Annotated in this window: 15 protein-coding genes and 6 pseudogenes; 8 read left to right on the forward strand and 13 right to left on the reverse strand. The window is 64.9% G+C overall.

Annotated features, from left to right (window positions below; all coding sequences use genetic code 11):
* Positions 1 to 17: 17 nt before the first annotated feature.
* From AC1DRP_RS05375 to AC1DRP_RS05400, 6 genes are all read right to left on the reverse strand, one after another.
* A complete protein-coding gene (locus AC1DRP_RS05375; RefSeq protein WP_476767990.1) occupies positions 18 to 1,040 on the reverse strand; it encodes an SAM-dependent methyltransferase in 1,023 nt (340 codons plus the stop codon).
* On the reverse strand, positions 1,040 to 1,876 hold the full coding sequence (locus AC1DRP_RS05380; protein WP_476767991.1) for a DUF1295 domain-containing protein: 837 nt from the start codon (positions 1,874 to 1,876) through the stop codon (positions 1,040 to 1,042). The genes AC1DRP_RS05375 and AC1DRP_RS05380 overlap by 1 nt, the downstream gene beginning before the upstream one ends.
* The gene (locus AC1DRP_RS05385; protein WP_476767992.1) at positions 1,837 to 2,463 is read right to left on the reverse strand and encodes a ChrR family anti-sigma-E factor; all 627 of its coding nucleotides are present in this window, start codon (positions 2,461 to 2,463) and stop codon (positions 1,837 to 1,839) included. The genes AC1DRP_RS05380 and AC1DRP_RS05385 overlap by 40 nt, the downstream gene beginning before the upstream one ends.
* Positions 2,460 to 3,047 carry a sigma-70 family RNA polymerase sigma factor gene (locus AC1DRP_RS05390; RefSeq protein ID WP_476768014.1) on the reverse strand — a complete coding sequence of 196 codons (588 nt, stop codon included), beginning with the start codon at positions 3,045 to 3,047 and terminating at the stop codon, positions 2,460 to 2,462. Before AC1DRP_RS05390 ends, AC1DRP_RS05385 begins: the two co-directional genes overlap by 4 nt.
* 88 nt (positions 3,048 to 3,135) lie before the next feature.
* Complete coding sequence (locus tag AC1DRP_RS05395; RefSeq protein ID WP_476767993.1) at positions 3,136 to 3,504, reverse strand: DUF2147 domain-containing protein; 369 nt, start codon at positions 3,502 to 3,504, stop codon at positions 3,136 to 3,138.
* Positions 3,505 to 3,559: 55 nt separating this feature from the next.
* Entirely contained in the window at positions 3,560 to 4,126 is a 567-nt protein-coding gene (locus AC1DRP_RS05400; RefSeq protein ID WP_476767994.1) for a hypothetical protein, read from the reverse strand.
* A gap of 134 nt (positions 4,127 to 4,260) precedes the next feature.
* Here AC1DRP_RS05400 and AC1DRP_RS05405 point away from each other — a divergent pair, with 134 nt between their 5' ends.
* From AC1DRP_RS05405 to AC1DRP_RS05420, 4 genes are all read left to right on the forward strand, one after another.
* Positions 4,261 to 5,619, forward strand: a complete 1,359-nt coding sequence (locus AC1DRP_RS05405) for an NAD(P)/FAD-dependent oxidoreductase (RefSeq protein WP_476767995.1) — start codon at positions 4,261 to 4,263, stop codon at positions 5,617 to 5,619.
* Entirely contained in the window at positions 5,616 to 6,419 is an 804-nt protein-coding gene (locus AC1DRP_RS05410; RefSeq protein ID WP_476767996.1) for a DUF1365 domain-containing protein, read from the forward strand. Before AC1DRP_RS05405 ends, AC1DRP_RS05410 begins: the two co-directional genes overlap by 4 nt.
* A complete protein-coding gene (locus AC1DRP_RS05415) occupies positions 6,416 to 7,651 on the forward strand; it encodes a class I SAM-dependent methyltransferase (protein WP_476767997.1) in 1,236 nt (411 codons plus the stop codon). The genes AC1DRP_RS05410 and AC1DRP_RS05415 overlap by 4 nt, the downstream gene beginning before the upstream one ends.
* Before the next feature lie 244 nt (positions 7,652 to 7,895).
* Positions 7,896 to 8,345 (forward strand): lipocalin family protein, encoded by a 450-nt coding sequence (locus AC1DRP_RS05420; protein ID WP_476767998.1) that lies wholly within the window; start codon positions 7,896 to 7,898, stop codon positions 8,343 to 8,345.
* Between the two features lie 180 nt (positions 8,346 to 8,525).
* Here AC1DRP_RS05420 and AC1DRP_RS05425 read toward each other — a convergent pair whose 3' ends face one another.
* A complete protein-coding gene (locus AC1DRP_RS05425; RefSeq protein ID WP_476767999.1) occupies positions 8,526 to 8,759 on the reverse strand; it encodes a hypothetical protein in 234 nt (77 codons plus the stop codon).
* Positions 8,760 to 9,069: 310 nt separating this feature from the next.
* On the opposite strand from AC1DRP_RS05425, the pseudogene AC1DRP_RS05430 reads away from it, so the two are divergent.
* Positions 9,070 to 9,228, forward strand: a pseudogene (locus AC1DRP_RS05430) (transposase); the annotation flags it as partial.
* A gap of 21 nt (positions 9,229 to 9,249) precedes the next feature.
* The gene (locus AC1DRP_RS05435) at positions 9,250 to 9,759 is read left to right on the forward strand and encodes a transposase (protein WP_476768015.1); all 510 of its coding nucleotides are present in this window, start codon (positions 9,250 to 9,252) and stop codon (positions 9,757 to 9,759) included.
* Positions 9,760 to 10,429: 670 nt separating this feature from the next.
* Here the strand turns inward: AC1DRP_RS05435 and AC1DRP_RS05440 are convergent.
* Positions 10,430 to 11,457 (reverse strand): annotated as a pseudogene (locus AC1DRP_RS05440) (IS91 family transposase); the annotation flags it as partial.
* Positions 11,458 to 11,525: 68 nt separating this feature from the next.
* On the opposite strand from AC1DRP_RS05440, the pseudogene AC1DRP_RS05445 reads away from it, so the two are divergent.
* Positions 11,526 to 12,688: pseudogene (locus tag AC1DRP_RS05445) on the forward strand (IS110 family RNA-guided transposase).
* A gap of 325 nt (positions 12,689 to 13,013) precedes the next feature.
* Here the strand turns inward: AC1DRP_RS05445 and AC1DRP_RS05450 are convergent.
* The 5 genes and pseudogenes from AC1DRP_RS05450 to AC1DRP_RS05470 form a co-directional block, all read right to left on the reverse strand.
* Positions 13,014 to 13,202 (reverse strand): annotated as a pseudogene (locus AC1DRP_RS05450) (transposase zinc-binding domain-containing protein); the annotation flags it as partial.
* A complete protein-coding gene (locus tag AC1DRP_RS05455; protein ID WP_476768000.1) occupies positions 13,166 to 14,059 on the reverse strand; it encodes a tyrosine-type recombinase/integrase in 894 nt (297 codons plus the stop codon). The gene AC1DRP_RS05455 and the pseudogene AC1DRP_RS05450, both read right to left, overlap by 37 nt.
* Before the next feature lie 333 nt (positions 14,060 to 14,392).
* Positions 14,393 to 14,567 (reverse strand): annotated as a pseudogene (locus AC1DRP_RS05460) (IS3 family transposase); the annotation flags it as partial.
* Between the two features lie 104 nt (positions 14,568 to 14,671).
* On the reverse strand, positions 14,672 to 14,788 hold the full coding sequence (locus AC1DRP_RS05465; RefSeq protein ID WP_476768001.1) for a universal stress protein: 117 nt from the start codon (positions 14,786 to 14,788) through the stop codon (positions 14,672 to 14,674).
* A 167-nt stretch (positions 14,789 to 14,955) separates the two neighbouring features.
* The gene (locus AC1DRP_RS05470; RefSeq protein WP_476768002.1) at positions 14,956 to 15,111 is read right to left on the reverse strand and encodes a universal stress protein; all 156 of its coding nucleotides are present in this window, start codon (positions 15,109 to 15,111) and stop codon (positions 14,956 to 14,958) included.
* Between the two features lie 212 nt (positions 15,112 to 15,323).
* On the opposite strand from AC1DRP_RS05470, the pseudogene AC1DRP_RS05475 reads away from it, so the two are divergent.
* A pseudogene (locus AC1DRP_RS05475) lies at positions 15,324 to 16,091 on the forward strand (YoaK family protein); the annotation flags it as partial.
* Positions 16,092 to 16,222 lie beyond the last annotated feature (131 nt).

Genomic DNA, 16,222 nt, shown 5'->3' on the forward strand with positions numbered 1-16,222 from the left:
CCCGCCCGGCCAATCGGTCAGGCCGCCCTCAACCTGTAGTGATGGACGCCCCAGGCGTCGCCGCCGGCATGGCCGAACAGTCCGCTCGTCGCCAGGAAGAACAGCCGCCAGCGCCGGCGCCAGAGCGGCGCATCCTCGCCATAGGTCTGGCGCAGGATCGGATCGATCTTCGCGAGATTGCGATCGAAATTCGCCAGCCAGTCCTCGGCTGTGGCGCGGTAGTGCTCGCCGCTCCAGCGCCACTCGGCCTCCACGGTAAAGAGATCGGGGAATTGGTGCGCGAGCGTCGCGCTCGGCATTAGGCCGCCGGTGAAAAAATGCTGCGCGATCCAGTCGCCCGTATCGGCGGTGTCGAAACGGTAGCAGCCCTGCCGGTGGGCAAAGACGTGGATGAAGAGCCGACCGTCAGGCTTCAGCCAGCCACGAACGCGCCCGAGCAGTTCGCGCCAGTTCGCCATGTGCTCGAACATTTCGACGGAGACGACGCGATCGAAACGCTTCTCCGTCTCGAACTCGTTCATGTCGGCGGTGACGACGCGGAGATTGCCGAGATGGCGGCGCTGCGCCTGCTCTTCGATATAGGCGCGTTGCGAAGCCGAGTTGGAGACCGATACGATCCGCGCCTGCGGATAGCGCTCCGCCATCCCCAGCGACAGCGAGCCCCAGCCGCAGCCGAGTTCGAGGATATCCTGGCCATCGGCCAGGCTGGCATGTTCCGCGGTCAGTTCCAGCGCTTTCTCTTCTGCTGCGGCCAACGTATCGCCGGGATCGGCATAGTAGCAGCAGGAATACTTGCGCCGCGGACCGAGCACCTGATCGAAGAAGGCGGCCGGCACCTCGTAGTGCTGCGCGTTGGCGGCATCGGTATGAACGGCGATCGGAAAGTCCGCCATGCCACGGGCGAAGGCTGCGGCATCGGCCGACTGCGCCGCCAGCGCGCGCGCCGTGCGCCCGACCAGCGACCCGATCACCATGCGGCTGACGGCATCGGGAACGGGCAGCCCTTCGCCCCAGGTCGAAAGCTTCTGCATGATCGTCATCACGTCGCTCCTTTCGGCGGCAGCGGGATCAGGGCTCTGGTTCGATGCTGGTATGCGCGATAGGCCTCGCCGTGCTTGGCGAGCATGTGCTCTTCCAGGGGCGGTATGCCGGAGATGCGGGTGAGCAGGAGCGTGATGCAGGCCGGCGCCAGCAAGGCGAGCCAGCCCCAGGGGTAGCCGGTCGCGAGCGCGATCACGGGATAGGAGCACCAGAGCAGGCACTCGAAGAAGTAGTTGGGATGCCGCGACCAGCGCCACAGGCCAGAGTCGCAGACGCCGCCCGCTCCCGAGCGCGCGAAGGCCCGCAATTGCGCATCGGCAATGGCGCCTCCTACAAGGCCGGCGGCGAACACGGCGACACCAGCAAAATCTCGCCAGCCCAGCGCTGGCGCGGGGCTATGTGCCGCGAGGAGGATCCCCAATCCCAGGGGAATGCTGACCAGCGCCTGCATCTGCAGCAGCCGGGCCAGTTGTTGTGGTGCGGCGCTGCCCCAGTCCCGCTTCAGCTTGGCATAGCGGGGATCTTCGGTGATGCCGGCCGTCCGTCGCGCGATGTGCAGGCCGAGCCGAAGCGCCCAGGCCAATGCGAGCCCCCCCACGGCGCAGCGTCGTGACATTGGCCCCGCCCCGAAAGGCAGCAAAGCGCCGGCGATACCCGTCAGGCCCAGCCCGAAAGTCCAGACCACGTCAATCCAGCCGGAATTGCCGGTGCGGCGCTCGACCAGTGTAGCCAAGGCCATGAAGGCCGACATGGCCACGGCCACGAAGACCAGAGCTGCTGCGAAGGACGCGATCGTCAAAACCGCACCAGCGGTTGCAGCAGCTGGCCGAGCCATCCCTGCAACTGCACGCTCCCGGTCATCGCGACGATGCAGGTGCAGCCCTCGACGGGATCGACCCGCGGCGTATGGTCATGCTCGGCATCGGCCTMGTCGAAATCGCCGGCTGCGTAGCGCCCATATTCATGCTCATAGGCGCCAGCGAGAATCGTGGTCCATTCGAACCCGGTATGCTTGTGGTGCGGCAGGGAGATTCCGGGCCCGGCGCGCAGCATGAAGACGCGCGCTTCTGCTCCGGGAACCTMGACGCGTCGCATGGCGATGCGGATGCCGATCGGGCGCCAGGGACCGAGGCCATAGGGACGCAGCACCTTGGGCATCCCGGCTTCGGACATCGGGGCGGCCGCAACCGACGCTGCCTCGGGTCGTGCCGCAATGGCCGCAGGACTTGGGCCGGAACCCATTGCGACTGGCTCGACTGCATCCAGCAGCGCGCCTTGTACGGCCTGGATCTCGCGCAGGCGCCGCCGGCTCTCCTGGTTTGCCTCGATATGGCAGGCGACGACGACCGCCAGGCCTTCGTCGAGCTGTCCCGCTGCGAAGGCGGCAAGCGTCTCGTCGGACGGGCGATGCAAGATGCTCATCGCAGATCCTCCAGCCGGCCGCGCAGGTGCGACAGTGCCAGGCGCAAGCGGGATTTCACCGTGCCCAGCGGGATGGCGAGGCGATTGGCGACATCCTGATGACTGAAGCCTTCTATGAAGGCGAGTTCGACGACGCGGTACTGGTCGGGTGAAAGCTGGGTCATCGCGGCCCGCACGCGCGCATCGCGTTCGGCGCCGGAGAGCATCGCATCGGGTTGTTCTGGGGCTTCTTCATCCAAGATCTCGTAAACTTGCGACAGCCGCGAACGGGTCTCACGGCGGGCGATGTCGATGCGCAGGTTGCGCGCGATCGTTGCGATCCAGGTCGAGGCGCTGGCCTTCGCCGGATCGAACAGGGCTGCCTTGCGCCAGACGGCCAAGAGCGTTTCCTGCGCGACCTCCTCTGCTAGCTCGGCAGGGGCGCCGCCGCGCATCAGCAATCCCTTCACGCGTGGCGCGAAATGGTCGAACAGCGCAGAAAAGGCCGCCCGGTCGCCCGAGCGAGCAATGGCGGCAATCAGACTGTTGGGGTCGAACAAGACGATAAACCGACCTCCTTGCGCGACAGCTCCCGCGTTGCGCATGCCGTCGACGGTCAGGGCGAGTGCGGGAACCATATACGAGATACGCGGCCGGCTCCGCACTGGATCACCGGGACGAGATCGGGCGTCATCACTCCACGGCCTTCCAGTTCACGTCACGGCAGATCAGGCGCCCGACGATGCAGCCGCGCGTGGTCAGCGCACTCGGTGTCGCCGTGATTGTCATCGAGTAGGTCCAGTCGCGCTTGGGGTCGTAGGCGTTGCCGGAGAAGGTCCCGTCGGGCTGGCGGGCCAGCGTCATGACGAGCTTGTCGCCGGCCGCCTCGCCCTTGCTGGGGTCGCCGATCCAGAGATTGGTGGCGCAGATCTTGTCGCCGCAGGGCGCGATCCGCACGCGTGCATTGCCGTCGTCGCGCAACCATGTCCCGTCGAGATCGCTTGCGGCAACGCTGTGGGCAGAAAAAGCGACGAGGGCGAGGACAAGCGGAAGGCGCGTCATGATGAGGTTCTTTCGGCGAATGCGTCTCGTCTACGCTCCGTGGGTGTCGCTGGTTTCATCGGCGCGCGAATTTGTCGAGACGCCCGACGAACAGCCATCCGATCAGGGCGGTCAGGGATGCAGCGCTCAGAAAATTCAGGCGCTGCAAGGCTGCGTATTCGTCGGGCCCGTACAGATGTGTCGGCGCCCCCAGGAAGGCGGCCGGCAGCAAATAGGCGACGAAGGCCAGCCCCGCGAAGCCGAGAGCGAAGAGGCGCTCCGCGCGGCGAAACAGCATCAGCGACAGCATGAGGCAAGGAAACAGGATGACCTCGACCCCTGAGCCCGGACCAAAGGCGGCCCGGCAGAGCAACGTATTGCCGATGCCGGCGGCGAGAAGCAGCGATCGCCCGAGCAAGGCACTGCGCCGCATGGCAGCTGGCACCGCCACGAAGAAGGGCGTCGAGAGGAAGGTGGCATAGGAAGGCGCAATGACCGGTGAGACAGCCCAATCCAGATAGAGCGGATAGAATGGCTGGTTGGAGACGATCACGAGCGCGACGGTATTGGCGATCGCGGCCCGCGGATCGGGATGCGCTGCGTAGGCGCTGATCGAAGTAACCACCCGCTTCATTCGGCTCATTAGCATCGTCGCCCTCGCGGAAAGTCTCGGTCTTTCTTCGATTACGCAGGAGGTGCGTTGACGGGTCACTCGGCCGGCGCGTTTTTGCGCGCGCGGCGGCAAATCCAGTCCGGCCCGTGCCGCGTATACCCGTCATGAGCAATGAAGCAGCGACGATGGAACGGGCACAGGGCAAGGCGATGCGGATCGCCGTGATCGGTGCCGGCATCTCCGGTCTCTCGGCGGCCTGGCTGCTGGGGCAGGCGCATGACGTGGTGTTGTTCGAGGCCGCGCCTCGCCTTGGCGGCCACGCCAACACGGTTCGCGTTGCGGGTGCCGGCGGCAAGACGGCGGTCGATACCGGTTTCATCGTCTACAACGAGGCGACCTATCCGAACTTCATCGCGCTGATGGACCATTTGCGCGTCGCCACGCAGCCGACCGAGATGTCCTTCGCCGTGTCGCTCGATGGTGGGCGGCTTGAATATAGTGGCACCAGCGTCGCAGGACTGTTCGCCCAGCGCAGCAATCTCGTGCGCCCGCGCTTCTGGGCCATGCTGCAGGACATTACCCGCTTCTACCGGAACGCATCGAGGGACGCGCTGGCGGGGCGCGCGGCTGATATCTCGCTCGGCGACTATCTTGCAGCCGGTGGGTACAGCGCCGCTTTCCGGGACGATCATCTCCTGCCGATGGCGGCGGCGATCTGGTCGGCTCCCTGCTGGGAGATCCTGTCCTATCCGGCCGCCGCCTTCCTGCGCTTCCATCACAATCACGGGCTGCTCCAACTCAGCGACCGGCCGGTCTGGCGCACCATCACAGGCGGCAGCAGCGTCTATGTGCAGAAACTGCGGGCAGCCTTTTCGGGCGAAGTCCGGGCCGGATCGCCGGTCAGGCAGGTCCTGCGCCAAGCCAACGATGTCGTCCTGACGGGCGAAGGGTGGGCAGAAACCTTCGACCATGTCGTCTTTGCCTGTCATGCCGATCAGACGCTCGCCATGCTCGCCGATCCCAGCCCGACTGAAGCCAAGGCGCTGGGCGCCTTCCGCTACAGCCGCAACCGCGCCGTGCTGCATGGTGATGAAACACTGATGCCGAAGCGCCGCCGCGCCTGGGCAAGCTGGAACCATATCGGTCATCGCGCGCAGCCGGATTCTGCCTGCGCGGTCACCTACTGGATGAACAGGCTCCAGCGCCTGCCGGAGGTTCAGCCCTTCTTCGTCACGCTCAATCCGCCGGATACGCTGCGCGAAGAGACCATCCTCCACGAGGAGAGCTACGAACACCCGCTGTTCGACGCGGCGGCGCTCGACGCGCAGGAACGGCTCTGGTCTTTGCAAGGCATGCGCCGAAGCTGGTTCTGCGGCGCCTATTTCGGATCGGGCTTCCACGAGGATGGTCTGCAGGCGGGGCTTGCCGTCGCCGAGGCGCTCGGCGGCGTCCGCCGGCCATGGAGCGTCCGCAACGAATCCGGCCGCATTCCGATCCTGCCGCGGTTGGAGCAGGCCGCATGACCTTGCAATCCGCCCTCTATGTCGGCCGTGTCAGGCATCATCGGTTCCGGCCGCGCCCGCATGCGCTGGCCAATCGCGTGTTCTGGATGCTGCTCGATCTCGACGAGATCGATCGGCTGTCGGCGAAGCTCAGCTTCTTCTCGCGCAACCGCTTCAATCTCTATGCCTTTCGCGACGCGGATTACGGGGATCGCAGCGGGCGGCCTCTGCGGCCCCAGATCGAGGAAACCCTGACCAAAGCCGGGATCGCGCATGACGGCGGCCCGATCCGCCTGCTGACCATGCCGCGCATCCTCGGCTACGCGTTCAATCCGCTCAGCACCTATTTCTGCTACCGCCGCGACGGCAGCCTCTGCGCGACCGTCTACGAGGTGCACAACACCTTCGGCGAGATCCATAGCTATGTGGCGCCTGCCGAGATCTCGGAAGGCGCGCTCAGGCAGGAGGCCGACAAAGTCTTCCACGTCTCGCCGTTCATGAATCTCGACATGCGCTACGCCTTTACGGTCACCTCGCCGGTAGAGCGCGTCTCCGTCGCCATCGAGGGGAGCGACGCCGAGGGACGCCTGATCACCGCCGTGTTGAGCGGCAAGCGAACGGAACTGAGCGACGCGGCCCTGCTGCGGTTGCTCGCAACCCATCCGCTGCTCACGCTGAAGGTCACCGCGGCCATCCACTGGCACGCACTGCGCCTGCTGGCGAAGCGGATTTCCTGGCGGCCCCATCCGGAGGCGCCCGAGCACTCCTTCACTCTCGGCAGAGCCGTGACTACCCATGCGAAAGGACCGATGAAGCCATGAGCCGGCCCGACGCGGAACAGCATTTTCGCATGCCCGAAGAGGCGCTCGCCCTGCCAGGTCGTATCGGCCTGTCGCGCTGGTTCCTGCGCCGCGTGCTCYCCCGGATCGCCATCGGCCACCTGACGGTCTTCACGCCGGAGGGCGAACGGCTCTGCAGCGCGCCTGGTCTGCCCGGGCCGCAGGCGACGATGATCCTGAACAACTGGCGCTCGATACGCCGCCTTCTGCTCGACGGCGATATCGGCCTGGCCGAAGCCTATCGCGACGGCGACCTTCACACGCCGGACCTCACGGYCTTGATCGAGCTCGGCGCGCGCAACGACGCGACATTGGGGGGGCTCGTCTCGGGCACCTGGCCGGCGCGGCTGCTCAACCGCCTGGGGCATGTGCTCAACGCCAATACCCGCCGCGGCAGCCGCCGCAACATCACGGCGCATTACGATCTCGGCAATGACTTCTACGCCCGCTGGCTCGACGCCAGCATGATGTATTCCTCGGCGCTCTACGAGACGCCGGCCGAGACGCTCGAGGCCGCCCAGCAGCGCCGGCTCGATCGGATCGTCGCCATGCTCGACCTCTCGGGCGGCGAGCATGTCCTCGAAATCGGTTGCGGCTGGGGTGCGCTGGCGGAGCGGCTGGCCCGCGAGGGCTGCCGCGTGACGGCCATCACCCTGTCGCCGGCACAGCTCGAAGCCGCACGAAAGCGCATGGCCGATGCAGGCCTGTCCGAGCGCGTTACCATCGATCTCAGGGACTATCGCGACATCGCCGGGCAGTTCGACCGCATCGTTTCGATCGAGATGATCGAGGCAGTCGGCCGCGCCTATTGGCCGTCTTACTTCGATACCCTGAACCGCTCATTGAAACCCGGCGGTCGCGTCGTCCTGCAGGCGATCACGATCGACGATGCGTTGTTCGAAAGCTACCAGCAGGGCACCGATTTCATCCAGCGCTACATCTTCCCCGGAGGCAGCCTGCCGTCGGTCCCGGTGCTGAAGAATAGTGCCGAGGCTGCCGCTCTCGCCGTGGTCGAGCAGCTCGATTTCGGCGAAAGCTACGCCTTGACCCTGAAGGAGTGGTGCCGGCGCTTTCAGGAGCGCTGGAGCGAGATCGCTCATCTCGGCTTCGACGAAGCTTTCCGGCGCCTGTGGGAATTCTACCTCTGCTATTGCGAGGCAGGCTTCCGCGCACAAAGGATCGACGTGAACTTGGTGGCCCTGCGCCGAGCCTGATGGCGGCTCCGAAGGTGCTGTGCCGACCGGCACATTCGGCCTTCGTGGTAAGGCGACGGTGCGTATCCGGAAGCCGTTCTGCTAGCAGGTAAGGAGCGGAACAGCCAGATCCGTCCGGCGTTGGGCCAGCGCCCTCCTATGAGGACTAGCAATGAAACCGCTCTCGCTCCTGCTTGCCGTTGGAATCGGAACACTCTCTGGGGCGTGCCTTCCCCTGGAAAACCGGCCAGTTGGGAACGCAAACGTGCCCCAGCCGAGCAAGCGGGTCGAACTGACCCGCTATCTAGGCAAGTGGTATGAACAGGCGCGCTATGAAGCAAGTTTTCAGGAGGGCTGCGAAGCCGTTTCAGCCCAATACGCGCTCAAGGCGGACGGGGCGGTTTCTGTCATCAACTCCTGCCGGCAGGGCAATCCATCTGGTGGTCTGAAAACAGCGGAAGCATCCGCCCGCGTGGTCGAGGGATCCAACGGTGCGAAGCTGAAGGTCACATTCTTCTGGCCATTCGAAGGCGACTATTGGGTTCTCGACAGGGCGCCAGATTATTCCTGGTCGATCGTTGGCGAACCGTCTGGGCGCTATCTCTGGATCTTGACGCGAAGCCCCGTTGTCACTCCGCAGCAATATTCTGCTCTCGTGGGCAGAGCAAAGATGCTCGGTTACGACGCCGCGTTACTGAGGCGAACGCAGCAATAGCCAAGTGCCGGAGTTTGACCGTCGGCGCGCCCAGTCGGGTTCGTCCGTGCGATCCGGCAGGCTTTCGTATATCAGCCTGCAGGGTGGTGCGGCGCGACCTAGCAAAACGATCTGGTGCAAGGTGCCTAAAATCAGCCTTGGGCTCTCGTTACGGTTGTGGATGGCAAATGTAGTCCGGTGCTACTTGAAGCCGGGCCTCGGGCGTCCTTTCATGCTGACCTGCGCCGCGAGCGCTCCCTGCCTGTCAGAAGCCTGCTTGGCCATCCGCAGTCCGTGATGCCTGAGCATGTTGTCTGCACGCTGCTGGATCAGCCTCTCCGTTTCGGAGACAATCCTGGCGTGGGAACTCGCTCGGGTTTGGATCTTCAAGAACTGGTTGTTAGCGACCACGCGCTGCTTCGAAAGTTCGATCACGATGGTTTCTTCATCAGGAGCAGCCGGTGCCAGCCAACCTCCTCAGCTTCCTCCCAAAAGTCAGCGCATTTTGATTTAACTCAAAGTGACCAACCGCGATGGGTGTTTGAATCCCTCATCGGCCCCGGCCTGTCGACGCTCGCCTGCAAGAGCATGGATGCCTGCACCGGGGGCGGCGCCCGGTGTGTGTCGGGCTGGACGGGTACCCAGAAAGCTGCGGCCTGGCCCTGTCATGAAGCCTGCCTGAGCCGGCGTTCGCCGCTCGRCTCAGGCGAGCCAGGGACATCCTGCCGCGCTCCAGAGGCTCGCCATGCCGGACGCTATCCGCTTGCACGACGAACGGGCCGCCTTTCGCGCTCTGGAGGTCTTGAACTGGCGCGATGGACCGGTTTGYCCGCATTGTGGGGAAAGGTCCCGCCTCGGACGCCTCAGCGGGCCAAGCAGTTCAATTGGCACGTGGAAATGCTATCATTGCCGAAAGCCTTTCTCGGTGAAGCACGGCACGATCTTTCACAACAGCCACGTCCCGCTCCATGTCTGGTTGCAGGGGCTTTACCTGCTGATGTCGAGCGGCCAACGCCTGAGTTTGCAAAAGCTCGGGCGAATTCTCGGCATCTCCGTCCGGACGGTCCGTCATCTGAAGGACAAAATCGCCGTAGGGCTCGCGGCGGAGAAAAGCCATCCCGATACTCCGCCTCCGGCGGCCTTGCCACATTTCGAAATCCGGGTCCCTCTGCCAGAATGCTCGTTACCGCCGAAACCAGGGCACGCGATCTATCGGGCACGCTACGAGCGTTTCCTCGCCGCTCTCGACAATCTTGCTGCACCGTGCAGCGATGCGGTTTTCTTTCAGGCTCTTCGGCGCTTGTTGTCGCACTCTTCGCGAACGGTCCCGTCACACTTCGCGTCAACCGTGGAGCAGCAGCTCGAATTGAGCCTGTTCGACGATCTCCAGCAACAGATCGGATGCTGCCGACAAGACGAGGCTAGGCTTTGGTAAGCCTCCGAGGCCGCGCCGACATCGGAAAATCAAGGCGCCTTGGCAAGAAGTGCGACGGCCATGTAGGCTCGTGCTTTCTTGGGTCGGTGGCGAGACGCTGCGCAGAGCGCGCGAACAGTTCATCCACTAATTTCGTCCGATCGCGAGACGGATCGATCAGTCTCGCGATCGTCGGACCGGACCAGGCTCGCGTCATATCGGCATGACGCTGCGCAAACGATAATCGGTCACAGCGAATGCCTTTGTCGGGTGGGCTGCGGACGTTTCCCGGCCCCCGACCTGAAATGCAGCGCGGCGTAGTGCAAATGCGTTTGGACATTCAGCCGATACGATCAATCGCTCCCTGCTGCCTTCGCCGCATCTGCACTACATGACCACTAGAACGGGTACCGAACTGCCTCGGAGGTCTGGCTGCCCAGCAAAAGGCGACGGAGCCCGCGTCGGCCGGTGCTATGGGGATTTCGCCGCGCGGCCTGGATTGAGGGCTTGCGCGCGGGAGCCGGCTGGCATGGGACGCGCCGGTCGGGGCGCGGGGAGCCGGTTTTTTTCTGGGCGCAGGGTCGATCCGGGACGGACGCGAGCTCTGTCTGCGCCGTCGGGCCGCGCAGGGTCGCCCGCTCTCTGCCCGAGACCGGCCCTGTTCTGTCGAGATGGAGCCCCCGAGCCGTCGTCATGATGTGTCGATCCTGACGGCGAGGATGGTGTGCGGGGCAGAACCCGGAGCGAAGCGCTCGACGAGGATCATGCGGCCGCTGCAGCATGGGCACGGCGGAGGGTCTTCACCGCGGGGATCGTTCTGCTCGGCGCGAGCCTCTGCATTGTCGGCTTCAACGGGGCTGATCGGCGCCTGCGCCGCGATGATCTGCCGGACGTGGGCGATCGTGGGGGCCCGCCGGCTGGATGCGAGCAGGCCGTAGTGGCGGATGCGGTGGAAGCCGTCGGGCAGGACATGGAGCAGGAAGCGGCGGATGAACTCGTGCGCCGCCAGCGTCATGGTCCTGATCCAGGCCTTGCCGGACGAGCGGGCGCGATAGTCCTTCCAGCGGAACCTGACCCCGCGCCAATCCATGGCGACGAGGCGGCTGTTGGCGATGGCGACGCGGTGGGTGTAGCGGGCGAGATAGGCCAGGACGGCATCGGGACCGCCAAAGGGACGCTTGGCGTAGACGACCCAGTCGGCGCGGCGCAGCGGCGCCAGCAGAGCGGCGAAGGCATTGGCTTCAGCAAAGGGGACGAGCTCGCCATGGCAGGCGAGCCGCCCGGCTGCGTGCAGGTCAACGAGCCCTTCGAGGAAGAGCCGTCGGAACAGCCGCGAGAGCACGCGCACGGCAGAAAGAAGCCGGGCCTGCAAGCGATCCAGCCCGCGCCGTCGGCGCTGAGGCCGCCGCCGGGCGCGATGATGTGGAGCTGGGGATGGTGGGTCATCGCCGATCCCCAGGTGTGCAGCACTGAGGTGAAGCCGATGCGGGCGCCGAGATGCTTCGGGGCAGCGGCGATGCTGGTGAGCGTCTCGGCCGCGGCCCTGAACAGCAGGCCATAGACGGTGGCCTTGTTCTGGAAGGCGATGGCGGCGATCGGCGCCGGCAGGGTGAAGACGAGATGGTAGTAGGGCACGGGCAGCAGATCGGCCTGCCGGTGCGCGAGCCAGTCCTTCGCCGCCGCGCCCTGGCAGCGCGGGCAGCGGCGGTTGCGGCAGAAGCTATGGGGAGAGCGGCGAAGGCGTGAAATGGTGCCACCGTCGTTGCCAGAAACGAATGGATGTGCCCATGACCCCAATAAGTGATCTGAGCCGTTCCCTTGCTCCTTTTGATCAGAATACCACTCTGACAGCGGTCATTGAGCTGAGCGAGGCCAGCTGGCTCGTGGCTGGCTTGATTCCTGGTGTTGAGCGCGAACCCCTGAAGAAGCAGGAGCCCGATCCGATCGCACTCCTGCGGCTGCTGGAGCGTTGGCGGGTAGAGGCTGTGCGGGCAGGCAGGACGATTGGCAGATTACCGTCGCCTTTGAGGCGGGACGCGACGGGTTTTGGCTGGCGCGATGGCTGCAGGCTCGCGACATCGAGGTGCACGTTGTTCATTCGACCAGCGTCGCCGTGTCACGCGAGCATCGCCGAGCGAAGACCGATCGGCTGGACACGGCAATGCTCATGCGTGTGTTCCTGGGATGGCTACGCGGCGAGCGCGGGCACTGCCGGATGGTAGCGATCCCAACCCTCGAGCAAGAGGATGCCAAGCGTCCTAGCCGCGAACGGGAAAGCCTGGTCGGTGAGCGCACACGGATCGTCAACCGGATGAAGGCGGCCCTAGCCCGGCTCGGCATCCGCGGATTCAAGCCGACATTGCGAAAGGCGCCGCAACGGCTCGACGCTTTACGCACGCCGGAGGGCGTGCCGATCCCACCGAACACGCGCGACGAGATCCGACGCGACATGGTCCGGCTCGCGGTGGTGCGAGAACAAATCGATGTGATCGAACAGGCCCGCCTCGTGCGCCTGGAACAAGCACCGGCAGCGGGGCCACACGCCATGGTGCGCCTGTTGGCCCGCGTCGTCGGCGTCGGCCTGGAAACGGCGGACATGTTGGTTCAGGAGGTCTTGTCTCGAAACCTTCGAGACCGACGGGCCGTGGCCCGTTACGTTGGCCTTACGGGCTCGCCCGACGAGAGTGGCAAGCGACGACGGGAGAAGGGATTGGCCAAAGCGGGCAATGCCCGCGTGCGCCGCGGCTTGATCCAACTCGCGTGGCGGTTGTTGAGATTCCAGAAGGAAAGCGCGCTTGCGCAATGGTACCGGGCGCGGACCGATGGCCCGAAGGGCGCGCGTAAAACAACAATGATCGTGGCACTTGCTCGCAAACTTCTCATTGCACTGTGGCGCATGGTCACCATCGGTGAAGTCCCAGCGGGCGTCGTGTTGCGACAAACGCCCTAAACACACGGCTTGGTCCTCGCGTGACAGGTCGACTGTCGCGCCGAACCAGGTGTAGCGATTCGAGGTGGCGGTGACCCGAACAACTCCATGGCTCCAATGCCGTCGGCAGAATGGGCCCGCCGCCTCGGAGCCTTGCTGCCGAAGCCATTGACTGCTTCATGGTCCGGACCCGTTGCGGATCCAACCGAATACAAGGTCGCGGCGCAATGCTTTGCGCCTGATGGCAGGCTCCCCTCGAATTGTTCGCAGTACGCCCGGTCGAGGCCCAGACAGTCTGGAGGTTAGAAAGGCATGCGGAAAGCTTGACAGAAAAATCCCCATACAAGGAGTTGTAGGCGATCGTCGCGTGATCGCAGGCGCCGCAGCGCATGACATGGCCGCCGAGCGCAGCCGTCCGGCAGGCCCGGATCACCCCGATCACCTTGAGCTGGCCGCGGCTGAGACGATGGCGCGCGAGGAAGGCGTCGCCATGCCGGTTCAGGATATCCGCGACCTCCAATGGGGGCCGCGCCATGAGGCGCGGACCGTTACGGCGGTGGCGGCGGCGCCAGCAGGGCGAGCGGGCTTTCGACCTCGCGCAGCGTCCTGAGCGGTGGTGTCGAGCTTCCTGGGGCCGAGCAGGACCTGGATCACCCGGATATCGGTCTTCCGTTCCAGCAGATGCGTCGCGAAGCTGTGCCGCAGCGTGTGCATGGACACGCGCTTGTCGAGCTTCGCCGCCTCGGCCGCGGCATGGCAGGCCCGGTTGAGCTGGCGCGTCGTGACCGGCTGGCCCGGCTGCTGACCGGGGAAGAGCCAGCCGCGCGGCCGCTTCATCCGCCACCATTGCCGCAGCAGATCGAGCAGGTCGGGCGCCAGCATGACATAGCGGTCCTTGCGGCCCTTGCCCTGCTCGACCCGGATCAGCATGCGGGCGCTGTCGATGTCGGCGACCTTGAGGTGGGCGATCTCGGAGGCGCGCAGGCCGCAGCCATAGGCGATGCTGAGCGCCGCCTGGTCCTTCAGGCTGCGCGCGTGGGCCAGCAGAAGCGCGACCTCCTCGGTGCTCAGCACCACCGGCAGCCGCTCCGGCGTCGGGATCCGCGCGATGCGGTCACCGAAGCCGGCCCGGCCGAGCGTGACGTGGAAAAAGAATCGCAGCGCCATGCAGGCCTGATTCATCCGGGCATAGCTCGCGTCCAACGACGCCAGGTGCAGCTGGTAGCGACGCAGATCTTCTGGCTCGGCCCGGTCGGGCGAGCAGCCGAGGAAGGCCGTGAACGCGCGGACCTGCCGGACATAGTCGCGCTGCGTGTGCTCGCCGAACTGGCGGATCGTCATGTCCTCGATCATCCGCTGGCGCAGCGGGCTGACGGTGACGGGATCGGTCATGGAGGCCTCCAAGGATCAGGGGGAACGACCCCGAAATCCTCGGATGCAGCGCATGCGAAATCTCGCCGCGGACTACGCTGCAGCGCCCTCCCGCGAGAGCGGGTTAGTCCTATGGCGCATCCGGTCCTGGGGCGCGGCACTGGCGAACTTCGGCTATCCACCCGACCCGGCCGTTGCGCTCGCACTTCGGCTACCCGTCGGCCGTGCGCCATATGCGGAAGTTGGATTGCTGCCGGAAACCTGACTCTGCCACCGCTTCCACCTGGAACAACCGGTTGCGCCGATCAACCGGGCGGCCGTCCTCGACAAGCCGCCTGGCGCCGCTTGCCAGCAATACATCGACGAGGCGATCCCCTCGCACCGGCACGGCTCGGCAATGCTCTCCAGCGCAGCCTTCCAGCACGATACCGATCTTCTCTTCGGCCGAGAACTGTCGGCACGTCGCGCGCCGAATGTCCTTCACGCCCTGCTCTGCCGGCGCTTTCTTCGGCCCGGATTTCTGTCTCATCTTCGCTCCAAAATGGCTGCGATGATCCAGAAATCCTCCCTGCCCGAAAACCCCTAAATGGTCTCAAGGGCGCGGACGGCGGACACTTGAGCTGAGGCCGGGCCTCAGCGATAGACGAGCACCGGGATCTTGGAATGGGTCAGGACCTTCACCGTCTCGCTGCCGAGCACGATCGCGGCGATGCCGCGACGGCCGTGCGAGGCATGGCGATCAGGTCGCAACCTCGCTTGGCCGCGGTGTCGATAATCGCCTGATAAGGGTGCTCGTTCTCCACCTGGAGAGCATCGCTGGGCACATCCGCGGTCGCGGCCTTGTCCTGGGCCGGCCGCTGCGAGATATTGCTGCGCTCGCGCTTTGGTGCTCTCCCGATATTCTGCCAGCGTTGCGGTCACATGCCGGGTGCAGCAGCGAATACGTGAAAGGGCTGCGTGACAGTCAGGAACGTCAGTCGAGCCTTAAGGGATTTGGCGAGTTGTATGGCCCGATCGACAGCTTCGGCCGACAAGGGCGAACCGTCTGTGGGAACCAGAATGTGTTGGTACATTGCATCCTCCCCCGCGGCAGCAAAGCGCGAGTAGAGGCGTGGGCGTCACGCGTGCCGCACGAGGCTGCTCCCAATGAACAGCATATCGGTGTGGCAGGGGCCCAAAATAAGGGCGCTCCGCAACAAAGTGGTGGCACGCGTTTCTTGGCGAAGTGGCCCACAATATGCTTATTCCAATTTTCTCCATGAGCGCAGGGGCCGTCGGCTCGTCGATGAATGTTCATTTGAAAGCGGATTCAAGACGCCCTTCGGCATCGCGATTGATCGAGCATTTGCGAGATGTGGTCGGTTCCGAACGCAATGACACAACAGACGCCCAGCTTGGACTGGCGCTGTGTTTCGTCGCTGGCGCCGTGAATGCGGGCGGCTTTCTCGCCGTGGGCCAGTACACCTCTCATATGTCCGGCATGATCTCGTCCATGGCAGATAATCTTGCCCTGGGTGGCGTCGGTCTCGTGCTTGGCGGCATCGGCGCCTTCCTGTCGTTCGTCATCGGCGCGGCCTGCTCGGCGGTTTTGATCAACTGGGGCCGGCGGCATCATGCCGGCGGCCAATATGCCTTCCCGCTCCTGTTCGAGGCGGGGCTGCTTCTGAGCTTCGGCCTCATCGGCAGTGTCCGCGACCATGTGCCGTTTTTCCTGTTTGTCGCCGTGCCGCTCCTTTGCTTCATCATGGGGCTGCAGAACGCGATCATCACCAAGATCTCGCGCGCCCGCATGCGTACGACGCACATGACGGGCGTGGTCACGGATATCGGCATCGAGTTGGGGAAGCTGTTTTATTGGAACAGGACATCCGGCCCTGCTGACGGCCGCGTCCTGGCCGATCGCGCGAAGCTACGCTTGCTCGGTTCGTTGCTCGGTTCGTTCTTCGTCGGTGGCGTTGTGGGCGCCCTCGGCTTCAATCACCTTGGTTTCGTCACGACGATTCCGTTGGCGATCCTGCTCCTGCTGCTGGCGGGAGTGCCGATGCTAGCGGATTTCATCGGCAGGCGACGCGTGACGTCCAAGGCCGACGATCCTCGTKGGTGATCTCGGCCGCAGCCTCCGATCCGCTGGCCCTGGACATGTCCGAGCCGCATCGTTGGCAATGATCTGGATTGGCATTCCAC

The sequence above is a fragment of the Allobosea sp. 01N443 genome (assembly GCF_056399325.1).